Raw genomic sequence first — 21228 nt, 5'->3', positions numbered from 1 at the left:
ACCCGCCGCCCGCGGCATGTCGTCGCGCGCGATCACCGCGCTGCTGGACCGGCTCGAGGCGCAGTCGGTCGAGTGCCACTCGCTGATGGTCGTGCACCGCGGTCACGTCGTCGCCGAAGGCTGGTGGGAGCCGTACTCGGCACAGCGCCCGCACCTCCTCTACTCGCTGACCAAGTCGTTCACCGCCGTCGCGGTGGGGCTGGCGATCGCCGACGGGCTGCTCGCGCTCGACGACCGGGTCGTGGACGTGCTGCCGGACCATGTTCCGGACGGCATCCCGGAGCAGGGCCGCCGGCTCACCGTTCACCACCTGCTGTCCATGACCACCGGGCACGACACCGACAGCCTCACCGAGGCCTGGCAACGCGAACCGGGCGACCTGGTGAAGGGCTTCCTCGGCGTGCCTTTTCCGGAGCCCGAGGGCACCCGGCACGCTTATGACAACCCGACCACCTTCGTCCTGGCCCGCATGGTGGAGCGGGTCACCGGCCGCGGCCTGCCGGAGCTGCTCGACGAGCGGCTCTTCCGGCCGATGGGCGTCGACCACGCCGAATGGGACCGGGTGGCGAGCGGTGCCACGTTCGGGTTCCACGGACTGCACCTCACCACCGAGGCGGTCGCCGCCTTCGGCGAGCTGCTGCTGCGGAACGGTCGCTGGGGTGACCGGCAGCTGGTACCGCGCGAGTGGGTGGAGCTGGCGACCCGGCGGCACATCGACACGTTGCCGTGGGAGGACGGATCGGGCGACGCCGACTACCTCCGCGGTTACGGCTACCAGTTCTGGGTGTCGCGTCACGGCTACCACGGTGACGGCTCGTTCGGGCAGCAGTGCGTGGTCGTACCCTCGCACGACCTCGTCATCGCCGTGACCGGCGGCCACACCCGGGCGCAGGCGGTACTCGACGCGATCTGGGAGTGCCTGCTGCCCGGCGTGGACCACCCGGACAGCGCCCGGGACGACGAGATCCTCGCCGACCGGCTGCGGCGCCTGTCGTTCGCACCCGTCTCCGGGGAGGCTGCTCCGGGACGCTCCGCCGTGGCCACGCTGGAGGACGGGACGACGGTGACAGTCGATCCCGTGGACGGCGGATGGCTTCTGGGGTTCGGGTTCACCGTCGAAGCCGGCCACGGCAACTGGCGGGAGAGCTCACCTCTCGGCCGCCCGGTCGTCGCCTCCGGTGCCTGGCAGGGCGACACGTTCGTCGCCGATCTCTACGTCATCACCACGCCGCACCGGATCCGGCTCGAGGTCGACGCCGTCGCGGGAACCGCCACCGCGACCTGGAACATCGTGCCGCTGACCAGCCCTAGTCTGGCGTCACATCTGCGGTCGCCGCTGATGACCCGGCCCGACGTCGCGTGAGGCGCCCGATCCTCTCCAGCGGCAGGAAGCTGGTCATCGCGATCAGGTGCGGCGCGAACGAGATCGTGATCGTCGCGAACGTGGCCACGTGGAACGAGTAGAAGAACGCCACCACCCAGTTCCGCCAGCGTTGCGGCACCACGAAGATCAGCGGGCTCAGCAGCTCGAACGCGATGATCCCGAACTGGGAGACGATCAGCAGGCCGGGCACCACCGCGATCATGTCGGCCAGCTCGGTGCCGCGGCGGATGATCGCCTGGGCGAGCACGCCGCTGGTGACCCACTCCAGGCCGCCGATGCGCAGCTTGGCGAGAGCGGCCAGGAAGTAGGTGCAGATGACGGCGATCTGCGTGACCCGTAACGCCCACCCACCGGCCTCGGTCAGCGACTGGTCCCGGAAGCGCGTGCGGCCGACGGTCGGCAGCACGGCGAGCGCCACCAGGAACCCGATCCGGTCGTGGTCGACCTTGCCGTAGCTCATCGCGATGATCATCCACTCGAAGTAGAGGATGAACACCGCCCAGCCGAGCAGGCGCGGGGCACGACCGGTGGCGGCGGCGAGCGAGAGCACCAGCAGCGCCCAGAAGATCGTGTTGACCAGCAGCGGTGTGGGCGTCGGCAGCGGCAGCAACCGGCCGATCATCAGCGGCTGGTAGAGGTCACCGGGTGTGTTGGCATGCGCTCGCACCCAGGGGGTGAAGACCACAAGATCAAGAAAGACAAAGACATAGACGATCGTACGAAAGAAGGCGACCCTGCTCCTGGGGACGGGCTCGGTGAGCCAGCGCGTGATCACGGGCGGACCCAGTCCGCGACGACCTCGTCGGTCCAGGTGCCGGTGGGCCGCGCGTCCTGGATGCCGTGCCAGCGGACCACGATGCGGACCTCGCGCAGCGCGGGCGCACCGGGAGTGTGCTCGGCGTACGCCTCGGCGATCCGCGCCATCCGGGCCGGCTCCCGCTCGTACGCCGCCTGCTGGCCCTCGATCTCGGCCCGCCGGATCCCGCTGTTGGACTCGGTGATCACGATCGTCTTCCCGGTGACGTCGACGCCCTCCACGCGGGTGTCCTTCGCGTCGCCGTCCGGGTCGGGCGACGACGCATACATCCGGAAGGGCCCGAACGGGAAGTGGTCGTCGTCGCCGAAGAAGGTCCCGGCGACCAGCAGGGCGAGGCAGGCGAACGTGGCCACGACCCTGACCCGGCGCCCGCGTGTGGTCAGCTCACTCATCCGCGACAAGATAGCCGGGTCAGTCCAGCAACGGGTCCAGGCCGATGGTCAGCCCCGGACGGCCGATCACGTTGCGGACCGCCAGCAGGACGCCGGGCATGAACGACGACCGGTCCAGCGAGTCGTGCCGGATGGTCAGCGTCTCGCCGGTGGTGCCGAACAGCACCTCCTGGTGCGCCACGAGACCGGCGGCGCGGACCGAGTGCACCCGGACCCCGTCGATGTCGGTGCCGCGGGCGCCGAGCTGCTCCTCCTTGGTGGCGTCCGGCATCGGCGCGCAGTTCGCCGCGGCGCGGGCCTCGGCGATCACCTTGGCGGTGTGCATCGACGTGCCGCTCGGCGCGTCCAGCTTGCGCGGGTGGTGCTGCTCGATGATCTCGGCGGACTCGAAGTAGCGGGCCGCGCGGGCGGCGAACTGCATCATCAGCACGGCGCCGATGCCGAAGTTCGGCGCGATCAGGACGCCGACGCCGGGCTTGGCGGCCAGCCACTCGCGCACCTGGTCGAGCCGCTGCTCGGTGAAGCCGGACGTGCCGACCACCACGTGGATGTCCTTCTCGATGGCCCAGCGCAGGTTGTCCATGACGACGTCGGGGCTGGTGAAGTCGACGAGCACCTGTGCGCGGGCGTCGGAGGCGCTGAACAGCCAGTCACCCTGATCGATCATGGCGACCAGCTCGAGGTCGCCCGCGGCGTCGACCGCCTTGCACACCTCGAGGCCCATGCGGCCACGGGCACCCAGGACACCGACACGAATGGGTTCTCGCACGTCAGTCACACCGTCAACTTAACGTACGCCGCCGCGCCTCCCACCACCGCTCGGCGAGCCCGGTGAGCACGAACACGACCCCCACGTACGCCCATCCGACCAGCACGTCGATCACCCAGTGCTCGGCCGTGTAGACCAGCGTGAAGGTCATCGACAGCGGGTACGCGAACAGCAGCGGCCACCACCGGCGGCGCACCATCGGCAGGAAGAACACGACGGCCATGAACGCGAACGCGGTGTGCAGCGACGGCATCGCGGCCACCGGGTTGGACGCCTCCACCTGCAGCGCGTTGAGGGTGTTGCCGGCGCCGTGCAGGCCGAGCGCGGCCCAGCCGTTGGTGGAGATCCGGGTCGCGTCGATCAGCGAGCCGTGCTCGGGCAGGGCCGCCCACCACGGCGGCGCGGCCGGGTAGACGAAGTAGGTGACCAGGCCGAGCGCGCAGAGCGTGAACCAGCGGCGCATGAACCGGGCCCACTGCCGGCGAGAACGCATCCACAGCACAACGGCGATGGTCGGCAGGGTCAGGAAGTGCGAGAAGTAGACGATCGAGACGACCACCTCCCACCACTGCACGACGCCCGGCTGCCAGAGATGCTCCTGCAGCCACTGGGTCGGGGTGAGGTCGCCGGTGAACCAGCCGAACATCCACTTGTCGAACGCGATCAGCTCGGTGACGTGCGGGTCGAACAGGCGGTCGGCGTATCCGCGGGACACGTTGTAGACGACCAGCAGCAGGCAGATCGGCAGCCAGTCCCGCAGGAACCGCAGGTGCGTCTGCCACGGCTCGTGGTTGCGCCAGGCGATCGTCGCCAGCCACAGCCAGCCGAACGCGATCAGCGGGTCGCTCGTCGGCACACCCACGAAATAGACCCCGACGGCGAAGACCACCGCCCAGATCAGCATCCCGGCGATCCGCCGCTTCCGGAGCTCCGGTGGCGGGCTTGCGGGGGTCTCGGGCGGGGTCTCCACGGTCGTCACGGGGTCCAAGGGTAAATAGGAGGGCAACTCCGCTTCGTCGAACGGTCCCACCACGGCCAGCGAGCGTTCACCGGACAGCAGGTCGGCGGCGACCGCGTCGACCTCCTCGACGGTCACCGCGTCCACCCGGGCCAGCAGTTCGTCGACCCCCATCAGGTCGCCGTGCAGCAGTTCGGACTTGGCCAGCCGGCTCATCCGCGAGCCGGTGTCCTCGAGACCGAGCACGTACGAGCCCTTCACCATGCCTTTGCCGCGCACCAGCTCGTCGCGGGTGATGCCGTTGCGGGCCACCCGGTCCAGCTCGCCACGGATCAGGTCGAGCACCTCGGCCGCCTTGGAGGGCGCGCACCCGGCGTAGACACCGACCAGGCCGGAGTCCGCGTACTGGCCGGCGTAGGAGTAGACCGAGTACGCCAGACCGCGCTTCTCCCGGATCTCCTGGAACAGCCGGCTCGACATGCCGCCGCCGAGCACGTTGTTGAGCACACCGAGCGCGAAGCGGCGCTCGTCGTGCCGGCCCATCCCGGGGCCGCCGAGCACGAGGTGCGCCTGCTCGGTGTCGCGGTGCAGCACGACGTTGCGGGGCTTCTGTACGCGTACCTTTTTGGTGCTCGTCCGGGTCTCGGCCGGCACGGCCGTGCCGGTGTCCAGCGGCGTCCCGGCCAGCGCCTTGCGCACCAGCCGGACCACCGTGGCGTGGTCCAGGTTGCCGGCCGCCGAGATCACGATCTCCGGCGGGACGTAACGCCGCCGGTAGAAGCCGTGGATCTGATTGCGGGTCATCGGCGTGATCGAGTCGGGAGTACCGGAGATCAGCCGGCCGAGCGGGTGGTTGCCGTAGATCGCCTCGGCGAAGACGTCGTGCACCTCGTCACCGGGCTCGTCCTCGTGCATGGCGATCTCTTCGAGGATGACGCCGCGCTCGATCTCCACGTCCGCCGGGTCGAGGATCGAGTCGGCCACCGCGTCGACCAGCACGTCGACGGCGAGCGGCAGGTCCGCGTCGAGCACCCGCGCGTAGTAGCAGGTGTATTCCTTCGTGGTGAAGGCGTTGGTCTCCCCGCCGACGGCCTCGATGGCCGCGGAGATCTCCAGGGCGGTGCGCTTGTGCGTGCCCTTGAAGAGCAGATGCTCCAGGAAGTGCGAGGCGCCGTGCAGGGCGGGTGTCTCGTCCCGGGAACCGATGCCAACCCAGATCCCGAGCGAGGCGCTGCGGGTGGTCGGGATGGCCTCGGTGATGATGCGCAGGCCGCTCGGCAGGACGGTCTTCCTTACGCCGTCCTGAAGGGTCCGGGTGACAACGCGGGCCGGCCTCTCGGCCGGCCCGCGGTTGCTGTTGGCTGTCACTTAGTCGCGACGCTCACCACGGTCGCCGCCCGTGCGGGACCGGCGACGGCGCGGCTCGCCGCCACCCTCGCGGGGGCCGCGGTCACCACGGTCCTCACGCGGGGGACGGCCGCCACCCTCGGAGGCCGCGGGGGCCGCCGGGGCCTCCTCGCCCTCGGGGCGGACCTTGTCCAGGTAGATCTTGCCGCGCTGGTCGATGTCCGCGATGGAGACCTCGACCTTGTCGCCGACGTTGAGGAAGTCCTCGACCTTGTCGACCCGCTTGCCGTCGCCCACCTTGGAGATGTGCAGCAGGCCGTCGCGGCCGGGCAGCAGCGAGATGAAGGCGCCGAACGCGGCGGTCTTCACCACGGTGCCGAGGAACTTGTCGCCGACCTTCGGCAGCGTCGGGTTGGCGATCGCGTTGATCCGCTCGACCGCGGCCTCGGCGGCCGGGCCGTTGGTCGCGCCGACGTAGATCGTGCCGTCGTCCTCGATGGAGATGTCGGCGCCGGTCTCGTCCTGGATCGCGTTGATCGTCTGGCCCTTGGGGCCGATGACCATACCGATCTTGTCGACCGGGATCTTGACGGTGGTGACGCGCGGGGCGTGCTCGCTCATCGCGGCCGGAGCCTCGATGGCGGCGGTCATCACGCCCAGGATGGTGGCGCGGGCCTCGTGCGCCTGCTGCAGCGCGCCGGCCAGCACGTCCGACGGGATGCCGTCGAGCTTGGTGTCCAGCTGCAGGGCGGTGACGAACTCGCTGGTGCCGGCGACCTTGAAGTCCATGTCGCCGAACGCGTCCTCGGCGCCGAGGATGTCGGTGAGCGCCACGTACTGCGTCTTGCCGTCGACCTCGTCCGAGATCAGGCCCATCGCGATACCGGCGACCGGAGCCTTCAGCGGCACACCGGCGCTCAGCAGCGCGAGGGTGGAGGCGCAGACCGAGCCCATGCTCGTCGAGCCGTTCGAGCCGAGGGCCTCGGAGACCTGACGGATCGCGTACGGGAACTCCTCGCGCGACGGCAGCACCGGAACCAGCGCGCGCTCGGCCAGCGCACCGTGGCCGATCTCACGCCGCTTCGGCGAGCCCACCCGGCCGGTCTCACCGGTCGAGTACGGCGGGAAGTTGTAGTTGTGCATGTAGCGCTTGGTCTTCTCGGGGGCGAGAGTGTCCAGCGACTGCTCCAGGCGCAGCATGTTCAGCGTGGTGACGCCCAGGATCTGGGTCTCGCCACGCTCGAACAGCGCGGAGCCGTGCACCCGCGGCAGCACACCGACCTGCGCGGTCAGCGGGCGGATGTCGCGCGGGCCGCGGCCGTCGATGCGGATCTGCTCTCTGAGGACCCGCTGGCGGACCTCGGACTTGGTGATCGAGCGGAAGGCCGCGCTGATCTCCTTCTCCCGGCCCTCGAACCGCTCGTCGAGCAGCTCGTGCGCCTTCGCCTTGACCAGGTCGAGGGCTTCCTCGCGCTCCTGCTTGCCGGCGATCTTCAGCGCCTCGGCGGTCTCACCGCGAACGGCGTCGGCCACCGCGGCGTAGACGTCGTCCTGGTAGTCCAGGAAGACCGGGAACTCGGCGACCGGCTTCGCGGCGACCGCGGCCAGCTCGCTCTGCGCGCGGCACAGCTCGCGGATCGCGGGCTTGGCCGCCTCCAGGCCGCTGGCGACGATCTCCTCGGTCGGGGCGACGGCACCGGCCGAGATCAGCTTGATCGCGTGCGGGGTGGCCTCGGCCTCGACCATCATGATCGCGACGTCGCCGTCCGGCAGCGTGCGGCCCGCGACGACCATGTCGAAGGTCGCCCGCTCGAGCTCCTCGAGGGTCGGGAACGCGACCCACTGGCCCTCGACGTGCGCGACGCGGGTCGAGCCGACCGGGCCGCTGAACGGCAGGCCGGAGAGCTTGGTGGACATCGAGGCCGCGTTCATGGCGACCACGTCGTACGGGTGGGCCGGGTCGAGGGCCAGAACGGTCTCGACGACCTGGACCTCGTTGCGCAGGCCCTTGGTGAACGACGGGCGCAGCGGCCGGTCGATCAGGCGGCAGGTGAGGATGGCGTCCTCGCTGGGACGGCCCTCACGCCGGAAGAACGAGCCGGGGATGCGGCCGGCGGCGTACATCCGCTCCTCGACGTCGACGGTCAGCGGGAAGAAGTCGAAGTGGTCCTTCGGCTGCTTGCTGGCGGTCGTCGCGGAGAGGACGGTGGTGTCGCCCAGCTGGACGATCACCGAACCGGCGGCCTGCTGCGCGAGGCGGCCGGTGTAGAACGTGATCTCGCGGGTGCCGAACGATCCGTTGTCGATGACGGCGGTGCGAGACTCTTTACCGAGAGCGTTCTGCTCTGTCATGAAGTGCGGTACTCCTTCGTCTAGGACCCGGCGGTCTACAGCGCGGTTCAGAAGGCCGGTCTTCGATCGAAGTACCCAGGAGTCTTGTGCCTGGGAACCACTACCGAGGACCGGTGCTGACGGTGTGATCCGCGCGGGTCCGTGGGGTGGAAATCCAGAGGGAGCGACCTCAGCCGCTCCCTCTGGGCAGTGCTATCGGCGCAGGCCGAGACGCTCGATGAGCGTCCGGTAGCGCGCGATGTCCTTCTTCTGAACGTAGTTCAGCAGGCGGCGCCGCTGGCCCACCAGCAGCAGCAGACCACGACGGCTGTGGTGGTCGTGCTTGTGCACCTTGAGGTGCTCGGTGAGGTCGGCGATCCGCTTGGTGAGCATCGCGACCTGAACCTCGGGCGAACCGGTGTCGCCTTCCTTGGTCGCGTACTCACCCATGATCTTGTTCTTGGTCTCTTGATCGAGCGCCATGTTCTCCGGACTTCTGTGTTGCCGATTCAAACGATTCCCCGCACCCGCGGCGTCGGGCAGGCAGGCGGGGCCGGTGTCGGGACAACCCAACGACAGTTAAACCCTATCAGGGCGTCATCGGAGCAACACCCGGGTCTCTTCGACGTCCGCGCGGATCTGCGCGATCAACGGGTCGATGGCGTCGTATTTTCGCTGCTCGCGGAGGTGCGCGACGAAGTCGAGGCTCACCCGCTCGCCGTACAGGTCACCCTCGAAGTCGAGGACGTAGGCCTCCACCCGGCGCTCCCGGCCGGAGAACGTGGGATTGGTGCCGATCGACACACTGGCCGGGCGGCGGACGTCCTCGCCGCCGCGGGTGAGCCACGCCGCGTAGATGCCGTCGGCCGGGACCGACGCGTATCGGTGGACCATCAGGTTGGCGGTGGGGAAGCCCAGCTCGCGTCCGCGCTGGTCACCGCGGACGACGACGCCGGCCAGGCGGTGCGGCCGGCCGAGTGCGGCGGCTGCGGCACGCACGTCCCCGGCGTCGACACAACTGCGGATGTACGTCGAGGAGAACACCAGCCCGCCCTCGGAGACCAGCGGGGCGTCCTCGACGGTGAAGCCGAACTTGTGCCCCAGCGTCTCCAGCAGCGCGACGTCACCGGCCGCCTTGTGGCCGAACCGGAAGTTGTCGCCGACCACCACGACCGCCGTGTGCAGCGCCTCGACCAGCACGTCGTGCACGAACTCGTTCGGCGTCTGCTGCGAGAAGGCCGAGGTGAACGGGACCACGCAGAGCGCGTCGACGCCCAGCTCCTCGATCAGCTCGGCCTTGCGCACCGGCTCGGTCAGCACGGCCGGGTGCGACCCCGGGCGCACCACCTCGGCGGGGTGCGGGTCGAAGGTCATCACCACCGACTGGAGGCCCAGGTCCCGGGCCCGCTTCACGGCATGCCCGATGATCGCCTGGTGACCGCGGTGCACGCCGTCGAAGACGCCGATCGTCACGACCGACCGGCCCCATCCACCGGGGACCGACTCGTAGCCCCGCCACCGCTGCATCGAAACGCTCCTCCGCCGTACGCCGCTCCGCCCAGCCTATCGACCGCACGGAGCGGCCGTATGCCCCCTCGGGGCCGCCCGGAAAGCTACGATTGACACCGATATGAGCATCGAGTGGACCCGCGCCGTCCTACTCGCTGCGGAGGTCACCTTCGCGGTGATCTTCCTGCGGGCTCTGCTCACCTATCTGCGGCATCCCGACCCGCTGCGCCGCGACGTGACCCTCCTGTTCTTCCCGTCCGCACTCGGCTTCTGCGTCGACATGCTGCGGGTCGCGGCCGACGGGCTTCCCCACTGGGCCGAGGCCACGACCTCCGCGATCCAGCTCTCGCTGCCCTACCTGACGCTCCGCCTCGCCGGTCGCCTGCGCCCGGTTCCTCGCTGGCTGACCAGGACGGCCCTCGCCGCATACATCATCTCCACCCTGCCGGCGGTGCTGCTGCCGTGGCCGGTTCCGCTCGGCGCGCGCATCGGCGTGATGATCTACTACCTGAGCGTCCAGATGATCGCGGCGCTGGTGTTCTACCGGGAGGCGCATGCCCGTACCGGTGCCAACCGCGCCCGGCTGATGATCGCCGCGGCGGCGACGGCGGTCCTCGGCCTGATGATCCTGCTGCGCCGCTACCCCCTCTTCGACGTCAGCCTCATCCTCGCCCTGATCAGCGCGCTCGGTTACCTGGTTGCCTTCCTGCCGCCACGGTGGCTGCGGCGGCTGTTCGCGACGACCGCGGCCCACTCGGTCACCGAGCGGCTCCTGCGGGCGCCGGCCGAGTCGGCGGAACAGGTCTGGCAGACCTACGCGGAGATCATGCGGGAGCAGACCGGCGCCGACGCGGTGGCAGTCCTGCTGCCCGATCCGGAGAGCGGCGAGCTGCGGCGGATCGCGTACGACGGCGAGCAGATCGACGCGCACGTCATCACGCTGCCGATGCCGGTGGCGCCGGACGTCGAGGGCGCCGTGCAGCTCGTCAACCGCCACTACAACCTGTTCAGCGAGGACGACCTGCGGCTGCTCGCCGAGCTCGGCGGACAGGCCGGGCTGCTCGCCGAACGCCAGGCGATCAACGCGGAGCTCAACGCGTCGGTCGTCGCGCTCACCCGGGCGAACCGCGCCAAGAGCGACTTCCTGGCGAACATGAGCCACGAGCTGCGTACGCCACTCAACGCCATCATCGGATTCAGCGACCTGATGCGGCTCGAGGAACCGGACGGCGACCGCCGCCGGGTGCCCGCCGACTGGGTGGACCACGTGCACGACAGCGGGCGGCACCTGCTCCGCCTGATCAACGACATTCTCGATCTGAGCAAGGTGGAGGCCGGCCGGATGGACCTGCGACTCGCACCGTTACGCGCCGACACCGCGATCGACGAACTCCTCACCGCCCTGTCGCCGATCTTCACCGAGAAGGGCCTGCGGGTGCGCACGGACCTCCGGCCGGTGACCGTCCTCGCCGACCGCGTGCGGTTCCGGCAGATCGTCGAGAACCTGCTGTCGAACGCGGCGAAGTTCACCCCCGAGGGCGGCACGGTCACGGTCACCACCGGCCGCGACGACGACCACGCGATGGTCACCGTCGCCGACACCGGAGTGGGCATCTCGGCCGACGACATCTCGCGCATCTTCGAGGAGTTCCAGCAGGCGGGCGATCCGGAACGGCGGCACGCCGGCACCGGGCTGGGCCTGGCGCTGGCCAAACGACTCGTGGAGGCGCACCACGGGGAAATCATCTGTGAGTCGGTGCCGGGTGAGGGGAGCTGTTTCGGCGTACGCATGCCCGCGGCAAAGCTCCCTCAGCCGGCGGCGCCCTCGCCCGCCGACGCCCACTACGTCCTGGTCATCGAAGATGACCCGCAGTCGGCCGAGCTGACCCGCACCAGGCTGGGCCACGCCGGATACCGGGTGGAGGTGACGGCCAGCGGCGAGAGCGGCCTCGCCCTCGCGCACGAACACCGTCCCGACGCGATCATCCTCGACCTCGACCTGCCCGGCGTCGACGGCGGCGAGGTGATGCGCCGGCTCCACGCGGACACGCGCCTCGCGTCGGTACCGGTGCTGGTGGTGAGCATCCACGACGAGGGCCCGCCCGGCGTGCACGACCACTTCGTCAAGCCGGTCGACCAGCACGCGCTGCTCAGCGCACTGGCCAACGCCATCGCGGCGGCGAGCGCACCGCTGGTCCTCTCCGGCGAGGACGCGGTCCGGCAGGCCTTCCAGGAAGGCCTCCGTGCGGGAAGCGCGGGCTGGGCGGGCGGGCCACGGCTGGGCGCGCATCCGGCTTCGAGCATTTCCATGGGTACGAGCAGACGCGCACCCGCCTACGCCGGGTTCGGCCCGATGGCCGAGGTGGCCGGAGTACCCACCGAGTCCCCCGCTCGCCGCCGCACGTCCCCGCCCCACCACCTGCGCAACGCGGTCCCGCCCACCCAGGAGGCAGTCAGGTGAGCCGGATCCTGCTCGTCGAGGACGAGGAACTCAACCGCATGCTCGTCAAGGCCGTGCTCTCCCGCGCCGCGGTCGCCGAGGTCCGCGACGCCGAGGTCATCGACGCCACCACCCTGGCGGGGGCCCGCGAACGCCTGGCCGACACCGACGTCGACCTCATCCTGCTCGACCTCAACCTGCCCGACGGCGACGGCCTCACCCTGGCCCGCGAGCTGGCAGCCGGCACACCGCCGCCGGACCGGCCCCGCCCCCACGTGGTCGCGGTGACGGCCAGCGTCCTGCCCCGCGACCAGAAGGCCGCCCTCGATGCCGGCTGCGACGACTTCCTGGACAAGCCTTACGCCGCCGCGGACCTGGTGGCCACGGTCGCCCGCCATTTACCGCAGCCCTAGCCGGGCTCAGGCCGGGGAGAGGACGATCTCGGCGCGCGCCTTGCCGTCGCGCTCGCTGACGATCGCCAGCACCTCGCCGGCCGGGTCGAAGACGGCATAGGGCCCCTCGATGCCCACCGGCGTCAACGGGCCGCCGTGGCGGAGCACGCGGGTCTCCTCCTCGGTCGCGACGCGCTGCGGGAACGCCCGGCGGGCCGCCTCAGCCATGGGCAGGCCGACCACGTCGGGGGCGCGTTCCTCCAGGTCCCCGAGGGTGGAGGCCACATCGAGGGTCATGTCGCCGACGGCGGTGCGACGCAGCGCGGTGAGATGCCCGCCCACGCCGAGGGTGGTCCCGAGGTCACGGGCGATGGCCCGGATGTATGTCCCCGACGAACACGTCACGTCGATGTCCACGTCGATCACATCGCGGCCCGAGGGCCGGCGGATGTCCAGAATGTCCAGACGGAAGACCGTCACGCGCCGCGCCGGGATGTCGACGGCCTCGCCGTCACGGACGCGCTTGTAGGAACGTACCCCGTTGATTTTGATGGCACTGACCGCGCTGGGCACCTGGCCGATCTCCCCGGTCTGCGCGGCCAGACCGGCCCGGATCGCGTCGTCGGTGACCGCACCGGCCGGGGTGCTCGCGGTGACGTCCCCCTCGGCGTCGTCGGTGACGGTGGACTCGCCCAGGCGGACCGTGGCGGTGTAGCTCTTGCGGGCCCCGATGACGTAGGTCAGCAGCCGCGTCGCCCGGTTCACCCCGATGATCAGGACGCCGGTGGCCATCGGGTCCAGCGTCCCGCCGTGCCCCACCCGCCGGGTCTTCGCCAGCCGCCGGATCCGCGCGACGACGTCGTGCGACGTCATCCCGGCCGGTTTGTCCACCACGATCAGTCCATCCGAGTTCACCCGCCCACCCTAAGACCCACCCCGTGTGTGAACTTCAACCCCGCTCCACACCCCAACTCCACACGCGGGTCAGCGGGTGGCGCCCACGACCACCCATCGCGGAGATCGCCATCGCCAGACCAGCGTTACGAAGCGGACCAGAGTGAACAAGCCGAGCCCCGCCCACACGCCTCCCAGCCCGAGGTCGAAGGCATAAGCGACCCAGACAGCAGGAAGAAACCCAAAAAGAGCAGAAAACACCGTTATCGTACGCAAAAACGCTACATCGCCGGCCCCGATGAACACGCCGTCCAGGGCGTAGACGACCCCCGCGAACGGCAACAGCCCCACGAACCACGGCCAGATCACCGCTGCCTGCTCCTGAACGGCGGAGTCGGACGTGAACCAGGTGGGCACCGCCGACGCTCCCACGGCGGCCAGGATCGCGAAGGCCACCGCCGCCACGCCACCAGCGAGCGTGACGCGGCGAGCCACGTCGCGAGCCTCGTCCCCGTCCCCCGCACCCAGCGCCGCACCCACCAGCGACTGCGCCGCGATCGCCACCGCGTCCAGGGCCAGCGCCGCGAAGAACCAGAGCTGCAACGCGATCTGGTGCGCGCCGACCGCGGCCACCCCGAATCGCGAGGCGACCGCCGTCGCGGAGAGGAAGCAGGCCTGGAAGGCCGCCCCGCGGATGAGCAGGTCGCGGCCGAGCACCACCTGCCGCACGATGATCGACGGGACCGGGCGCAGGGCGCGCGTCTCCCGGATCAGGGCGAGCAGGAAGAGTACGCCGCCGGCCGTCTGCGCCGTGACGTTGGCGATCGCCGAGCCGGTCAGGCCGAGCCCGAGCGGGTAGACCAGGATCGGGCAGAGAACGGCGGAGAGCACGTTCGCGCCCAGCACGATGTAGAGCGGGCGCCGGGTGTCCTGCACGCCCCGCATCCAGCCGTTGCCGGCGGCGGCGAGCAGCAGTCCGGGCGCACCCAGCGCGGCGATGCGCAGCCAACCGGCGGCGGCCTCGGCGGTCTCCGGGTTGCCGGCCAGCACGCGGGTGAGCGGCTCGGCGCCGACCATCGCGGCCGCGGCCAGCAGCAGGCCCACACCGAGCGCGAGCCAGGAGGCCTGCACACCCTCGGCGACCGCGGCCGGGCGGTCGCCGGCGCCGAAACGGCGGGCGGCGCGGCCGGTGGTCCCGTACGCCATGAGGGTGCCGAACCAGGCGGCCATCGACATGACCGTGCCGCCCACGGCGACGGCGGCGAGCTCGACCGGGCCGAGATGGCCGACGACGGCGGTGTCGACGAGCACGTAGAGCGGCTCGGCGGCCAGGACCACGAGTGCCGGCAGGGCCAGCGCGGCGATCCGGTGTGCCGTGGCGGTGCGGGCGGGCGGGCTCATGGTGTCCCATGATGCCCGCTGCGGAGTAAGGGCCGCAATGCGGCCCTGCCACTTACACCTACTGACGGGTGTCCAGCGAGGTCTGCAGGGCGCGGCGCGCCTGCTCGCGGGCATCGTCGGAGGGCTGAGGCTTCGGCTTGGCAGCCATGAGAGAGCTTCCTTCCACGGTGGAGTGGGGCGCCCCCGCATCGGCGGGGCGCCCGGAATCGGTCGAGCGGGGCGTCACAGCGGGCCGATCCGGGATCGCCGGATCTTGGCGGAGGTGACGCGGCCCGGGGCGGTGGACCCGGGTGGCTCGAGGTCTCGCGGAAGGCGGTCGGTGGCAGCCGCGCGAAACCAAATCACCGTTCAGGAACCAAACTAACGTTCACTCCGGGTGGCCGTTGGTGGGATCCCGCGATCCGGGACAACGACAAAGGGGGCCACCCCTTCGGGTGACCCCCTTCGAACTGCGAAAACGGTGTCTAGTTCAGATATTCGTCAAGTAGGCGACGAACGGTGTCAACCACCGCATCCGCCTCCCCGTAACCGGTGAATCCGGCGGCCAGACGGTGTCCCCCGCCACCCTGAGCCACCGCAACGCCGCTCACGTCCACGGCGCCCTTGCTGCGCAGTGACACCGACCACTCCCCGGCGGCGACCTGCTTCACCACCACCGAGACGTCCGCCTCGGCGACCGAGCGGATCGGGTCGATCAGGGTGTCCAGCACGTAGGGCGGCTGGGCATACCTCTCCAGGTCGTCCAGCGTCGCCACGGTCCAGACCATGCCCCGCCCGCCGGCCGCGCCCGGCTCCAGCACCGCGCGGCCCATCACCTCGCCGGCCAGCTTCATCGCGCCGAACGGCCGGCTGTCGAAGATGCGCCGGGAGATCTCGCCCGGTTGCAGGCCGGTGGCGATCAGACGGGCGGCCAGCTCGTGCACGGCCACCGTGGTCAGGTCGAACTTGAACGAGCCGGTGTCGGTCGCCAGCGCCACGTAGAGGCACTCGGCGATCTCGCTGTCCAGCTCCACGCCGAGCCGGCTGAGCAACTGCTCGGCGACCACCGAGGTGGCGGCCGCCCGAGGATCGACCAGCCGGACGCCGCCGAAGCCGGTGTTGGACGCGTGATGGTCGAGCACCACGCTGGCGGGCGCGTCCGCGAGCAGGCCGGCGAGCCCGCCGAGGCGCGACTCGCTCGCCACGTCGAAGATCATGACCAGATCGGCGTTCTTCCAGGCCTCGGCCTCCGGGACCAGCAGGTCCGACCCGGGCAGCGAACGGTACGGATCCGGGACCCGGAACTCGCCCGGGAAGGTGGCACGCACCCGCCCGAAGCCCAGCCGCCGCAGTCCCAGCCCGAAACCGAGCATGCTGCCGAGTGCGTCCCCGTCCGGGTTCACGTGGCAGATCAGCTGGATCTCGTCATCTGCGCCGAGCGCGCGGACCGCCGCGACGGCGGCGGCCCACTGCTCAGCCGTGGGATCGGACAGGGTCACCCTTTGTCCTCAGCCGCACCCACCCGCTCGGAGTCGTCCTCGTCCTCGTCCTCGTCACTCTTGTACGGGTCCGGATCGCCCGCGTACTTCTTACCGGCCGCGAGCCGCTGCACCTCCTGGTCGCGGTGCCGGGCCTCGGCCAGCAGATCGTCGATCTCCTTGGCGTGGTCCAGCACGTTGTCCAGCACGAACGTCAGGCTCGGCGAGTGGCGCAGGCCGAGCGCGTGACCGACACGGCTGCGCAACATGCCCTTGGCGCTCTCCAGGGCCGCCGCGGTGGAGGCCTGCTCGGTGGAGTCACCGAGGACCGTGTAGTAGACCGTGGCCTCGCGCAGATCACCGGTGATCCGGGCGTCCGTGACGGTCAGCATGCCGAGACGGGGATCCTTGATCTCCCGCACCAGCGAAGCCACCAACTCGCGAACACGTTCCGCGTGCCGACGCGTCTTGGCTGGGTCCGACATTTCGCCCACCTCCGACTGTGATTCCCGCGGGTCAGCACCGCCCCCGCCTTAACTGCTGAAGCGTACCTACGTCAGTCGTCCTCGCCGTAAAGCCGTCGCTTGACGGATAGCAACTCGATCTCGGGACGGCCCGCCACCTGGTTCTCGCAGGTGTCGATGACAGCACGGGCCTGTGCGGGCTCCGCTGCCACCACGGCTACCCCGATCCGGGCGCGGGCATGCAGGTCGTGGAATCCGACCTCGGCGACGCTGACATCGAACTTCTTCAGCATCGCGATGATCGGCCGGACGTAGGAACGCTTCTGCTTCAGCGAGCGGGAGTCGCCGGGCAGGAGCAGGTCGAGGACTGCGGTCTCGGTATACATCAGCGAGCAGGGTACGCCCGGCGGCGGGATTTCTCAGGCGGGTTTCCGCGCCACCACCACGTCGCGGTCGATGCCCTGGTCCACCCGGTGCTCCAGGGGCAGGTGCTCGACCAGTGCGAGCCCGTTGGCCAGCAGGATGTCCTCGGCGAGCTCGCGCTTGGCCACCTTGGTGTTCCAGGAGAGGCCCACCGCGCCGCCGGGACGCAGCAGCGGCAGCCACTGCGGCACCGCACGCTCCAGCAGGTCCAGAGGGCGGCGGGAGATGCCGCTGTCGTCGTAGCTGCCGTGGGCCACACCGTACGGCAGGTCGGCGACCAGCACGTCGGCCACGCCGCGCCGGATCAGGCCGTCCAGCTGGGTGGTGTCGGCGTGCAGGACGGTCACCTTCTGCACCGCGCCGGCCCGGTGGTCGTCCTTGCTGGCGGCCATCGTCACCTCGAGCCGGCGTGCCGCACGGCGGCCCTGGACGCGCATCGGGACCAGCTCGGCGCTGTGCTTGAGCCGCTTGCGCTTGAGCCACGTCTGCAGGAACAGTTTGTACGCCTCGACGTCCTTGCCGTCGATCTCGACACCGATGCCGTCGTAGCCGTACATGAGGGCCTGGTTGAGGGTGGTGCCTCGGCCGCAGAGCGGGTCGAGGACGGTCAGGTGGCCGTCGAGCATCCGGCCCGCGGAGGCGGAGGCGAGCAGCGTCAGGTTCAGCACCAGCTTGGTGAACTGCTCGTTGGTCTTGCCGGCGTACTTCGGAATGGTGATCAGGTCGCTGTCGTAGCGGGCCAGCGGCGCCAGGGTGAGCGGGCGCAGCAGGTCCTCGTCGAGGAGTTCGAAGAGCGCGTAGGCGGCCGAGAGGTTCGACAGGTACGCGATGTCGCGCTCCTGGAGCGAGCCTTCGAACGTCAGGTACTCCACGCCGCCGATCGCGGTGACGCCGATGCCGTCGAGGCCGGCGGAGAGCACCGGGCCGAAAGCGGCGAGTTCCGCCTGGGAGATGCGTGCCGCCTGGTCGGCGTAGACGCGGTTGGCGGACGGGGCGAGCAGCATGGCATACCGGGACATGCCTGCCATTGTGCAGCGACGGCCCCCGGCGTTACGCCGGGGGCCGTCACCGAGCCGTGGACTTACGCCCGCGGCTTCTCACGCATCTCGAAGGTCTCGATCACGTCGCCGACCTGCGGCGAGCCGTAGCCCTGGAGCGTCAGACCACACTCGAAGCCCTCGCGGACCTCGGTGGCGTCGTCCTTGAACCGCTTGAGCGAGCTGATCGTGACGTTGTCCCCGACCACGACGCCGTCGCGCAGGATTCGCGCCTTGGCGTTGCGGCGGATGAGACCCGACCGGACGATACAACCGGCGATGAGACCGATCTTGGACGAGCGGAAGACCTCGCGGATCTCCGCCGTACCCTGCTCGACCTCTTCGTACTCCGGCTTGAGCAGGCCCTTGAGCTCCGCCTCGATCTCCTCGATGGCCTGGTAGATCACGCTGTAGTAGCGGATCTCCACGCCGGAGCGGTCGGCGAGCTCCTTGACCTTGTTCGACGCCCGGACGTTGAAGCCGATGATCGTCGCGGTCTGGTCCGACGAGGCCGACGCCAGGTTGACGTCGCTCTCGGTGATCGCACCGACGCCGCGGTGGATGACCTTGAGCTGCACCTCGTCCGGAATGTCGATCTTGAACAGCGCATCCTCGAGCGCCTCGACCGAACCGGAGCCGTCACCCTTGATGACCAGGGTGAGCGACGCCTTCTCGCCTTCCTTGAGCTCGCGGACGATCTCGTCGATCGTCTTGGCGCGCCGGGAGTTGGCGAAGGTCGCGGCCCTGCGACGGGCCTGCCGCTGCTCGGCGATCTGCCGCACGGTGCGGTCGTCCTCAGCCGCGAGGAACGTGTCACCGGCGCTCGGCACCGAGGTCAGACCGAGGACCAGGACCGGACGCGCCGGACCCGCCTCGGGCACCTGGTTGCCGTTCTCGTCGAGCATGGCCCGGACGCGACCGTGAGCGGAACCCGCCACGATCGAGTCGCCGGCACGCAGCGTGCCCTTCTGCACCAGGACGGTTGCGACCGCACCGCGGCCCTTGTCCAGGTGCGCCTCGACCGCGACACCCTGTGCGGGGCCGTCGATCGGGGCGGTCAGCTCGAGCGCCGCGTCGGCGGTCAGCAGGACGGCCTCGAGGAGGTCGTCGATGCCGATGCCGGGCTTGGCGGCCACGTTGACGAACATCGTCTCGCCGCCGTACTCCTCGGCGAGCAGGCCGTAGTCGGTGAGCTGCTGGCGCACCTTCTCCGGGTTGGCGTCCGGCTTGTCGACCTTGTTGACCGCGACCACGATCGGCACCTCGGCGGCCTTGGCGTGGTTGAGCGCCTCGACCGTCTGCGGCATCACGCCGTCGTCCGCCGCGACCACCAGGATCACGATGTCGGTCACCTGGGCACCACGGGCACGCATGGCGGTGAACGCCTCGTGACCCGGGGTGTCGATGAAGGTGATCGCGCGGTCCACGCCCTGGTGGGGCACGGAGACCTGGTAGGCGCCGATGTGCTGGGTGATGCCACCCGCCTCGCCGGCGACCACGTTGGTCTTGCGGATCGCGTCGAGCAGCTTCGTCTTACCGTGGTCGACGTGACCCATGACGGTCACCACCGGGGGCCGGGTGACGAGGCGGTCGGCCTCGATCTCGGCGTCGAGGTCGATGTTGAACTGCGCGAGCAGCTCACGGTCCTCGTCCTCGGGGCTGACGATCACGACGGTGAAGCCCAGGTGCTCACCGAGCAGCAACAGCGTGTCGTCGGAGACCGACTGGGTCGCGGTCACCATCTCGCCCAGGTTGAACATCTCCTGGACGAGCGAACCCGGGTTGGCGTTGATCTTGTCGGCGAAGTCGGAGAGCGAAGCACCGCGGGACAGCCGGATCTCCTGGCCGTTTCCACGGGGCGCGCCCGAGCTCATCTGCGGAGCAGACAGGTTGTCGAACTCTTGACGCCGCTGCTTCTTCGACTTGCGGCCACGCGTCGGCCGGCCGCCGGGACGCCCGAAGGCACCCGCCGCGCCACCGCCACGACCACGGCCACCGGCACCGCCGGGACGACCGGGCGCGCCGGCACCGACCGGACCGCCGCCGCCACCACCGGGGCCGCCGCGGTAGCCACCGCCACCGCCACCGCCGCCGGGGCCACCGCGGTAGCCACCGCCACCGCCGGCACCGCCACCGCCGCCACCGCCGGGACGGAAGCCGCCACCGCCGCCACCGCCGCCACCGGGGCGGAAGCCGCCACCGCCGCCGCCGGGACCGCCACGGCCGCCGCCGGGACCGCCGGGACGACCAGCGCCACCGCCGGGACCGCCACCGGGGCGACCCGGGCGCTGCGCCGGCATCGAGGCGGGGCTGGGCCGAGGCGGCATCGAGGCAGGGCTCGGCCGCGGCGGCATGCCCGCCTGGTTGGGACGCGGCATCGCGGCCGGGCTGGGACGCGGGGCGCCACCGCCGGAGACACCGAACGGGTTGTTACCCGGGCCACGCGCGGGCGGGCGCGGAGCGCCGCCGGCCGGACCGGGACGGGGACCGCCGGGAGCACCCGGGGTCGCGTTGCGGCCACCGGCGGCCGGGGAACCCGGACGCGGCGGGACGCTGCCGGGACCCGGACGCGGGCCACCACGGGCGGCACCGCCGTCCGCGGGACCCTGCGGCCGGCGCTCGGCGTCGCGAGTCCGGGCCGCCTGCGCGGCCTGTGCCGCCTTGACAGCTGCTTCCTGCTCCGCCTTCAGAGCCAAGGCGCGCGCCTCGGCGGCGGCCACCTCGATGTCGTGGGCGCTGGCCGGCTTGGCGACCGGACCGGGCGTCGGACCCGGGCGACCCGGGGCCGGCGGCTTGGGCCGGGGGAACTGGCCGGGCGACGGCGCAGGGGACGTAGGAACATTGGGGCCGCCCTGCGGCGGACCGGGCCGGCGCGGCGGCTGAGGCCGCCCCATCGGGGGTCCGGGGCGCGGGGGCGTAGCGGTGCTCGATCCACCGGAGACGGCGGACGCACCCGATGACGGGGCGGACGGCGCCGACGGCGCGGCTCCACCCTGTTCGAGGGCACCACGGAGCCGCCGGGCCACCGGGGCCTCGACGGTGCTCGATGCGGACTTGACGAACTCGCCCATTTCTTTCAACTTGGCGAGAACGGTCTTGCTGTCGACCCCGAGCTCTTTGGCGAGCTCGTGTACGCGGGCCTTGCCTGGCACTGCACTCCTCACTTCGAGGTCGTGCGAGCGCACCCGCACAGACCTCACTCGTGCACTAGAA

17 protein-coding genes and 1 pseudogene are annotated in these 21228 nt (G+C 70.7%); 3 read left to right on the top strand and 15 right to left on the bottom strand.

Features of this window, described 5'->3' with window-relative positions:
* Nucleotides 1-16 precede the first annotated feature (16 nt).
* Nucleotides 17-1363 (top strand): serine hydrolase domain-containing protein, encoded by a 1347-nt coding sequence (locus tag AB0M02_RS04880; protein ID WP_364221481.1) that lies wholly within the window; start codon nt 17-19, stop codon nt 1361-1363.
* Here AB0M02_RS04880 and AB0M02_RS04875 read toward each other — a convergent pair.
* The 8 genes and pseudogenes from AB0M02_RS04875 to AB0M02_RS04840 form a co-directional block, all read right to left on the bottom strand.
* On the bottom strand, nt 1308-2156 hold the full coding sequence (locus tag AB0M02_RS04875; protein ID WP_364222572.1) for an MFS transporter permease: 849 nt from the start codon (nt 2154-2156) through the stop codon (nt 1308-1310). The genes AB0M02_RS04880 and AB0M02_RS04875 overlap by 56 nt on opposite strands.
* Nucleotides 2156-2593 carry a hypothetical protein gene (locus AB0M02_RS04870; protein WP_364221478.1) on the bottom strand — a complete coding sequence of 146 codons (438 nt, stop codon included), beginning with the start codon at nt 2591-2593 and terminating at the stop codon, nt 2156-2158. The genes AB0M02_RS04875 and AB0M02_RS04870 overlap by 1 nt, the downstream gene beginning before the upstream one ends.
* A 19-nt stretch (nt 2594-2612) precedes the next feature.
* Nucleotides 2613-3371, bottom strand: coding sequence for a 4-hydroxy-tetrahydrodipicolinate reductase (dapB, locus tag AB0M02_RS04865; RefSeq protein WP_364221475.1), 759 nt, complete (start codon nt 3369-3371; stop codon nt 2613-2615).
* Between the two features lie 4 nt (nt 3372-3375).
* Nucleotides 3376-4266, bottom strand: a complete 891-nt coding sequence (locus AB0M02_RS04860; RefSeq protein ID WP_364222569.1) for a phosphatase PAP2 family protein — start codon at nt 4264-4266, stop codon at nt 3376-3378.
* A 93-nt stretch (nt 4267-4359) separates the two neighbouring features.
* A pseudogene (locus tag AB0M02_RS04855) lies at nt 4360-5601 on the bottom strand (pitrilysin family protein); the annotation flags it as partial.
* Nucleotides 5602-5688: 87 nt separating this feature from the next.
* Nucleotides 5689-8019 carry a polyribonucleotide nucleotidyltransferase gene (locus AB0M02_RS04850; protein WP_364221472.1) on the bottom strand — a complete coding sequence of 777 codons (2331 nt, stop codon included), beginning with the start codon at nt 8017-8019 and terminating at the stop codon, nt 5689-5691.
* Between the two features lie 192 nt (nt 8020-8211).
* A complete protein-coding gene (gene rpsO, locus AB0M02_RS04845) occupies nt 8212-8481 on the bottom strand; it encodes a 30S ribosomal protein S15 (protein ID WP_111651421.1) in 270 nt (89 codons plus the stop codon).
* A 114-nt stretch (nt 8482-8595) separates the two neighbouring features.
* Nucleotides 8596-9525, bottom strand: coding sequence for a bifunctional riboflavin kinase/FAD synthetase (locus AB0M02_RS04840; protein WP_364221469.1), 930 nt, complete (start codon nt 9523-9525; stop codon nt 8596-8598).
* A gap of 103 nt (nt 9526-9628) precedes the next feature.
* On the opposite strand from AB0M02_RS04840, the gene AB0M02_RS04835 reads away from it, so the two are divergent.
* Together AB0M02_RS04835 and AB0M02_RS04830 are read left to right on the top strand one after the other, a co-directional pair.
* Nucleotides 9629-11968, top strand: coding sequence for an ATP-binding protein (locus AB0M02_RS04835; RefSeq protein WP_364221466.1), 2340 nt, complete (start codon nt 9629-9631; stop codon nt 11966-11968).
* Nucleotides 11965-12360 carry a response regulator gene (locus tag AB0M02_RS04830; protein WP_364221463.1) on the top strand — a complete coding sequence of 132 codons (396 nt, stop codon included), beginning with the start codon at nt 11965-11967 and terminating at the stop codon, nt 12358-12360. Before AB0M02_RS04835 ends, AB0M02_RS04830 begins: the two co-directional genes overlap by 4 nt.
* A gap of 6 nt (nt 12361-12366) precedes the next feature.
* Here the strand turns inward: AB0M02_RS04830 and truB are convergent, their stop codons facing one another.
* The 7 genes from truB to infB all read right to left on the bottom strand — a co-directional run bounded on the left by truB (nt 12367) and on the right by infB (nt 21167).
* The gene (truB, locus tag AB0M02_RS04825) at nt 12367-13254 is read right to left on the bottom strand and encodes a tRNA pseudouridine(55) synthase TruB (RefSeq protein WP_364221460.1); all 888 of its coding nucleotides are present in this window, start codon (nt 13252-13254) and stop codon (nt 12367-12369) included.
* 69 nt (nt 13255-13323) lie between these two features.
* On the bottom strand, nt 13324-14634 hold the full coding sequence (locus AB0M02_RS04820) for an MATE family efflux transporter (RefSeq protein WP_364221457.1): 1311 nt from the start codon (nt 14632-14634) through the stop codon (nt 13324-13326).
* A gap of 464 nt (nt 14635-15098) precedes the next feature.
* Nucleotides 15099-16112 (bottom strand): bifunctional oligoribonuclease/PAP phosphatase NrnA, encoded by a 1014-nt coding sequence (locus tag AB0M02_RS04815; RefSeq protein WP_364221454.1) that lies wholly within the window; start codon nt 16110-16112, stop codon nt 15099-15101.
* Entirely contained in the window at nt 16109-16576 is a 468-nt protein-coding gene (gene rbfA / locus AB0M02_RS04810; protein ID WP_364221451.1) for a 30S ribosome-binding factor RbfA, read from the bottom strand. The genes AB0M02_RS04815 and rbfA overlap by 4 nt, the downstream gene beginning before the upstream one ends.
* Nucleotides 16577-16647: 71 nt before the next feature.
* A complete protein-coding gene (locus tag AB0M02_RS04805; RefSeq protein WP_364221448.1) occupies nt 16648-16941 on the bottom strand; it encodes a DUF503 domain-containing protein in 294 nt (97 codons plus the stop codon).
* 33 nt (nt 16942-16974) lie between these two features.
* Nucleotides 16975-17997 carry an SAM-dependent methyltransferase gene (locus AB0M02_RS04800; protein WP_364221445.1) on the bottom strand — a complete coding sequence of 341 codons (1023 nt, stop codon included), beginning with the start codon at nt 17995-17997 and terminating at the stop codon, nt 16975-16977.
* Between the two features lie 62 nt (nt 17998-18059).
* A complete protein-coding gene (gene infB, locus AB0M02_RS04795; protein ID WP_364221442.1) occupies nt 18060-21167 on the bottom strand; it encodes a translation initiation factor IF-2 in 3108 nt (1035 codons plus the stop codon).
* Nucleotides 21168-21228: the final 61 nt, after the last annotated feature.

The sequence above is a fragment of the Actinoplanes sp. NPDC051861 genome (genome assembly GCF_040681145.1).
In the GTDB taxonomy this organism is placed as follows: domain Bacteria; phylum Actinomycetota; class Actinomycetes; order Mycobacteriales; family Micromonosporaceae; genus Actinoplanes.
This window is presented reverse-complemented; position numbering and strand designations above follow the sequence as displayed.